Source organism: Acinetobacter sp. YH16031 (assembly GCF_013417335.1).
In the GTDB taxonomy this organism is placed as follows: Bacteria; Pseudomonadota; Gammaproteobacteria; order Pseudomonadales; family Moraxellaceae; genus Acinetobacter.
Genome location: NZ_VPED01000060.1, coordinates 1 through 5,768, shown reverse-complemented (window position 1 = coordinate 5,768; position 5,768 = coordinate 1). Strand labels below are relative to the sequence as shown.

At 38.0% G+C, this 5,768-nt stretch carries 6 protein-coding genes; 3 read left to right on the top strand and 3 right to left on the bottom strand.

What is annotated here, in order from left to right:
• Positions 1–667 precede the first annotated feature (667 nt).
• From FTV31_RS15290 to FTV31_RS15280, 3 genes are all read left to right on the top strand, one after another.
• Positions 668–1,078: a MobC family plasmid mobilization relaxosome protein gene (locus FTV31_RS15290; protein WP_174660743.1), complete on the top strand. Its 411-nt coding sequence runs from the start codon at positions 668–670 to the stop codon at positions 1,076–1,078.
• Entirely contained in the window at positions 1,068–2,882 is a 1,815-nt protein-coding gene (locus tag FTV31_RS15285; protein WP_174660744.1) for a relaxase/mobilization nuclease domain-containing protein, read from the top strand. Before FTV31_RS15290 ends, FTV31_RS15285 begins: the two co-directional genes overlap by 11 nt.
• Before the next feature lie 247 nt (positions 2,883–3,129).
• Positions 3,130–3,717, top strand: a complete 588-nt coding sequence (locus tag FTV31_RS15280; protein WP_174660745.1) for a tetratricopeptide repeat protein — start codon at positions 3,130–3,132, stop codon at positions 3,715–3,717.
• Positions 3,718–3,772: 55 nt separating this feature from the next.
• Here FTV31_RS15280 and FTV31_RS15275 read toward each other — a convergent pair whose 3' ends face one another.
• From FTV31_RS15275 to FTV31_RS15265, 3 genes are all read right to left on the bottom strand, one after another.
• Positions 3,773–4,282: a hypothetical protein gene (locus tag FTV31_RS15275; RefSeq protein ID WP_174660746.1), complete on the bottom strand. Its 510-nt coding sequence runs from the start codon at positions 4,280–4,282 to the stop codon at positions 3,773–3,775.
• Positions 4,283–4,584: 302 nt separating this feature from the next.
• Positions 4,585–4,992: a phosphoribosyltransferase family protein gene (locus tag FTV31_RS17625; protein ID WP_180015615.1), complete on the bottom strand. Its 408-nt coding sequence runs from the start codon at positions 4,990–4,992 to the stop codon at positions 4,585–4,587.
• Between the two features lie 161 nt (positions 4,993–5,153).
• Positions 5,154–5,768, bottom strand: a 615-nt coding sequence (locus tag FTV31_RS15265) for a transposase (RefSeq protein ID WP_180015613.1), incomplete at its 5' end; no start/stop codon positions are given.

The following is a 5,768-nucleotide window of genomic DNA, read 5'->3' as shown; positions in this document are numbered from 1 at the left end:
GCAGTACGTGTGGTAGGAATAAGTGTCACTGGCGTACTGTAGCTATAGTCGAAAGGCTAAACCGCTTACAGGGGAACTTCACATAGGCGGAGCGTTAGGAGTAGTTACATTGGACTGTTAAGTTGCATGTTGGGGAAACCCTCGCAGAGATACAGCCGTGTAGCGGCAGGGAGCGCGTGGAGCAGAGGTACACAACCCAGAAGTCCTTGTCTGCATAGTATGTAAAACCATGTGCGGATACGACCGATGCGTGGCTCCGTCAGCCCAATTACAGGTTAATCGGCAATACTTAAGGGATGTTGATTTTGAATCAGCGACCCTTAGGGAAAGTATTGCCGAAACTCTCTCAACGTTCACCATCAGCCCGAGCAAAGCGAGGGATGTGGGGACGTTGAAAGAGAGTTGAGAGCATTTTGTTTTACAAGATTTATGCCAATACTTCCTAGAGTTTATATACCGCGTCAATTGATTTAATTTTCATATAACAACTTTGTCCATTTTTAAATAAGCAAGGATACACAGCTACCCCTATTTAACTTTGTTAAACAGTGATAGTCTGTGACCTTGATCAGGGGCTTCACCCCCGATACCCCCGAAAAGCTTTAAAAAGAAAAATCAAAGATTTTCCAATTTAAAGCTTACAAAAGCCAAAGCAGGGTAGATTGAAATGTCAGGACATGAACAACAAGAGAATAAGCAAGGTAAAGCTGTTCGAGAGAGAACCTTTAAAGTCAGACTTTCTGAATCAGAATATCAATTGCTTGATTCAAATAATCCTTATGGTTCGATTGCAAAGTTACTTAGACAAGCAGCAGTAGAGAAAGCGACTAAAATTCATAATTCCAAAGCAGATGATGACCAAAAAATTAAAGTAACAAAGGTTGTTGAATCTTCGTATAGCAAGACAGAGCGAGTGTTAATTTTAGAACTTGGTCGAATTGGTAATAATGTGAATCAGATTGCCAAAGCCGTGAATACCGATATTGCAGGGGTAGGTACTTTTGACAAAGTGAAGTTACTTCATTTATTGATTTCAATTGATCAACAGCTTCGGGAGTTACGTCCAGATGATCGTTGATTTTTTTCGACATGGTTCAGGTTTGTCAAAAGGTTGTCTTGATTATTTATTGGGTGAAGATCGAGAGCGTGAACACGCACAGGTGCTTAGTGGTGATGTAGAACTGACAGCACAATTGATTGATAGCAGTCCTTTTGCAAAAAAATATACCAGTGGTTGTTTGTCCTTTTATGAGCATGATTTATCTGACCAGGATAAACAGAAAATAATGCAAAATTTTGAGGAATGTTTATTTCCAGGACTAGATAAAGACCAGTATCAAATTTTATGGGTACAGCACCAAGACAAAATTAATCAGGACACAGGTGAGACAAGGCTTGAGCTTAATTTTGTGATTCCCAATGTTGAGCTTTCAACAGGCAAACGCCTACAGCCATTCTATGCGCCAGTCGATTTAGATCGAGTCGATCTATTTAAGCAGATCACCAATACCGAACATTCACTGTATGACCCCGATGATCCTGAACATCGACAGCTATTTTTAAATAAAAAGAATCTACCCAAAGATATTAAGGATTTTAAAGAGCAGTTACATCAACGTGTTTACCGAGCGGTTGCCAATGGTGAAGTTGCCGATCGGCAAGAATTGGTGCAATGGCTTGAATCGAATCAAATCAATGTCACCCGACAAGTAAAAAATTCCATATCCATTGAAAACCCGTATGAGGGCGCAAAACGTCCTATCCGTTTAGAGGGCGAGATTTATGAGCAAAGCTTTAGAGCTACTGGCGAATATCGACAAGAAGTACAACAACGAATTGAAGAATACAGAGGAACAACTTCTGAGCGGTATCGAGCAAACGTCACAGACTATCAGAGACAGCTTGAACACAAGAGCCAATATCACAGCGACCGCTATCCAACAGTCGGACGAGAAAATAGCCCAGAGCATTCAAAACAACGCCCAGACGGTCGAGAAGGAATTGAGCCAGTATCAAACCTTACTGCAATCGAAATTGAGCCATTTAACGAAATTAAACGAGCAAATACAGAGCCAAGAACAACAAGCCCAGAATCAAGCGGTACAGAAAAAACTTACCATTTTGAATATGGGACTGATTTCAGTAGTAGTTATTTTGCTTATAGCAATTTTCTCGCTTGGTCTCGTCACCAAAAACAAGTACAGCGAGATGCAGACGCTAAATACAGTGATCAACGAGAAGCAAATGAGGGTCGATCATTTGAACCGATCGGGAGGCAGTTTGACGATCAGCACATGCAAGCGACCAGACAGCAAAGCACAACGTCTCTGTATTCAGATCAACAAGAATGCAGGGGAATGGCAGAACGGTTACATGATTCCAATGGGGTACTAAACGATGACGGAATTAGAAACACAATTATTGAGAATCATCGAAGAACAACAGCAACAGTTACTGCAACAACAATCGCAATTGCAGAAGCAACAGCAAGCTTTAGACACAATGCAAACCAAGATTATCCAAGCTTTATCAGCTCAATCAAAGGCAATCGAGAGCGATCAGCAAAGCTTACAGCAAGCACAGAAATCATTAGCGACAATACAGAAGCAATTTCACGAGCTAGAACGCAGTACAGCAAGCTATACCGAGCAGATCAATGGAAAAGTTCGAGAGATGAGCCAGATTACAGCCAACAACGAAGAAGCATTGGGGAAAATCTCAGTCTTACAACACTCAGTCTCGTTACAAGTGACCAAAGCTCAGCAGAATTTGCTCGAAACGTCGGAGATATTGAAAAAAATCTCGTCCAGATGAATGAGCGTAAACAAGAGATAGAAAAACCTCGACCTAAGCAGGATCGAGGGATGGATTTTGGGATGTAGTTTAATTCTGTGTGAATAGTTTACTAATTACACCAATAACAGCGAGTATGGCTAAAAAAGCGAATGTAATACCAATTGAAATTAATCCTGCAACTAATAGAACTAATAGGTATCCTCCAAAACTATTGGGCTCTACAATGTTATAAGCAACAATTAAAAGGACTATTGTTAAAATAATTTTCATTTCTTAAGGTACGTATTTCAAAATACTGAGTTATTCAAATTTTCACATTTTTTAGGTATTCGAGTGCATAAATATTTTCTTATTTTCCTTACAATTCTTTCATTTTCATCAAGTTTATATGCTTTTTCTGATGCTGAAATTATTGAAAGAGCTAAGCAAGGCTATGCAGAGGATCAACTTACTCTTGCTGTTATGTACAAAGAGGGAGTAGGTGTACAAAAAAATATGGCTGAAGCTATAAAATGGTTTGAAAAGGCAGCTAATCAAGAAAATACAGATGCTCTGTTCATGCTTGGTGCAATTTATCAAAATGGCATGGGGGTATCTGTTAATTTAAATAAGGCAGCCAACTTATATCAAAAAGCTAGCAATAAAGGAGATATAGCAGCCACACGTGAGCTAGCCACCATGTATTTATTCGGAAATGGTGTTGTTAAGAACCCCGCAAAAGCAGTCTCTCTTTTTACTCAAGCTGCGAATAAAGGTGATATTACAGCTCAGACAAAGCTTGGATTAATGTATGTAAGAGGAATAATTGTAAAACAAGATATAACTAAGGGAATGTCTTTATTGAGAAGTTCTGCATTAAAAGGTGATAAAGATGCATTGTATCTTATTGAAAAATATAACAAAGAAAATATAGTTAAATAAAATAATTAAATACATCATAGCCATGAAAAATATTTTCAATGGCTATGCTCGCAAGCTAAATATGGTGATTCTTTTTTAAAAATTCTTTTTGCTTTTTTTCCCATAATTCAAAGTGCTTTTTTAGATTTGAAAGAGATCCTTTATAAAAATCACCTTTCAGAGTCATGTCCTTAATGCCGCATCTTTCTGATAAATACATAATATACGTTTCTGGAGAGTCATTTAGTTTGTGGATCACAAAGTTGACAGGAAAAACTAAATCACATGGTTGTCCATTTGGATATGTATTAAATTCTATTGAAGTTTTGATAAATAAGGTATTGTTTAGTCCATCAGATGAATAGTATCTAGTCTCGTAGCTTCCATTAGGAAAGTAAGAATGATGTATTGATTTGAGATCATTAAAATCATTTGGATCTAAATGTATAAATGGATGACAAAAAGTTCTGCGATGTTCCTTTTTGATTACGCCATCTTTATCAAGTAAGAAATATGGATGTGAGTTATAAAGCTTAAGATAAATAATGAAAGCAATAATTACAGAGATAGATATAACGATTGTCATACTTAGATTTATAAAATATTGAATTTATTTGAATTATAGTTATGAATAACAAAAAAGCCTAACAACTTATTTAAGTTATTAAGCTTTTTGTTTGAAACTTTACTAGCCGTGCCTAGATAAACGATATTTGACTCTTACAGTCTGACCTCGCTTGACGGTGCTGCCGGGCTCTGGGCGTTAGCCCTATCTTTAAAGACCATTGAGCACATGAATGGTCTATCTGTAGTATACAGTTATAAATAAAAGTTTACATTAACTTTTGTGATTTTTAGTGATTTTTGGTGACATTGAATGATTTCTAGTTATTTACTGCCCAGTTTTCCTAAAAGACAGATTGCTTTAATTTGTTCACTTATTTCCATTTCTTTAAGTAAGTTATAAGCACTTGTTAAGGTTGTACCACTTGCCAATAAATCATCGACAAGAAGTATAGATTTTCCTTTCATTTCCGTAACTTTTTCAATTTGAGTCGGATCTATTTTCAAAGGACGAATAAACATTCTGTCCTTTGTTGCGACTTCTTTCATAGAAAAAGCTTTATTGGGATTATTGGTTAGATCTCTTTCGAGGGAGCGACGTAAGGCAATGATATCTTTTTTGTATTTTGGGGTTAATGGAAGATCTTGTAGGTCAGAATAGACTTCGAGAATAGTTTTTTTAGAAAAGATATTATTAAGAAGAACTTGCAAAATTATTGTCCCAGCCGACACAGCTGTAGCTCCTCTTAAAAAAGAGGCTTTTTTTTAATCAAACCCGAGTTGCGCTATGATTTTAGGGATCAATCATCTTGTTTCTCCATATCTTAAACAAGCTGATGCGTTGACCTGTGTCAAATATTCAATCATTAAGCACTTAATCAATTGCCTTGTCGTCACCTCAAAAGTCGCATCAATTGATCGGCTGTTTGAGCAATCAAACCAAACATCAAATGACTCATCACCTTAGCGTGACCTCGATAATAAATCACCCGACCGCCAAACTCATCCTTTAAACGGGCATTACTGCGTTCAGCACTGCTACGGGTTTTATATCGCTGTGCTTCCGCTTTGCAAAATTCTATTTTTTCACCCTGACGCTTGTTGTGATCAATCAACGGAACACGACCTCTTGATCTCACAAACTCTCGAATATCCGTACTACAATAACCTGCATCCATCAGCTCATAACATGCCGTAACACGCTGTTCACTCATCAACGATAACGGCAGGGCAACACGACTATCATGAACGACCGCACCCGTCAGATAAGCACTGATCACTACACCACAACATGCTGTATCTAAATGAAGCTTGTAGCCTTTGGTACTCTCAGAATACCCTTTTGAGTTCGTTTTTGTGCCAACAGAACAGCCCGTAGGTAAATCTCGGAGCATTTCAGGAAGTGTCTGTGTGAGTTGAATCTGAATGGCCGTTAATATTTTAGTGGTCAAGGTCTTAGGCGAGTTGAATGCAGGGCGACCTCGTTTTTTGGCAGGCGGTTTTACCAC

What these genes read in the sequence shown, in the direction of transcription:
- FTV31_RS15290 (WP_174660743.1), top strand. Translation starts at nt 668, where the DNA reads ATGTCAGGACATGAACAACAAGAGAATAAGCAAGGTAAAGCTGTTCGA.
- FTV31_RS15285 (WP_174660744.1), top strand. Translation starts at nt 1,068, where the DNA reads ATGATCGTTGATTTTTTTCGACATGGTTCAGGTTTGTCAAAAGGTTGT.
- FTV31_RS15275 (WP_174660746.1), bottom strand. Translation starts at nt 4,282, where the DNA reads ATGACAATCGTTATATCTATCTCTGTAATTATTGCTTTCATTATTTAT.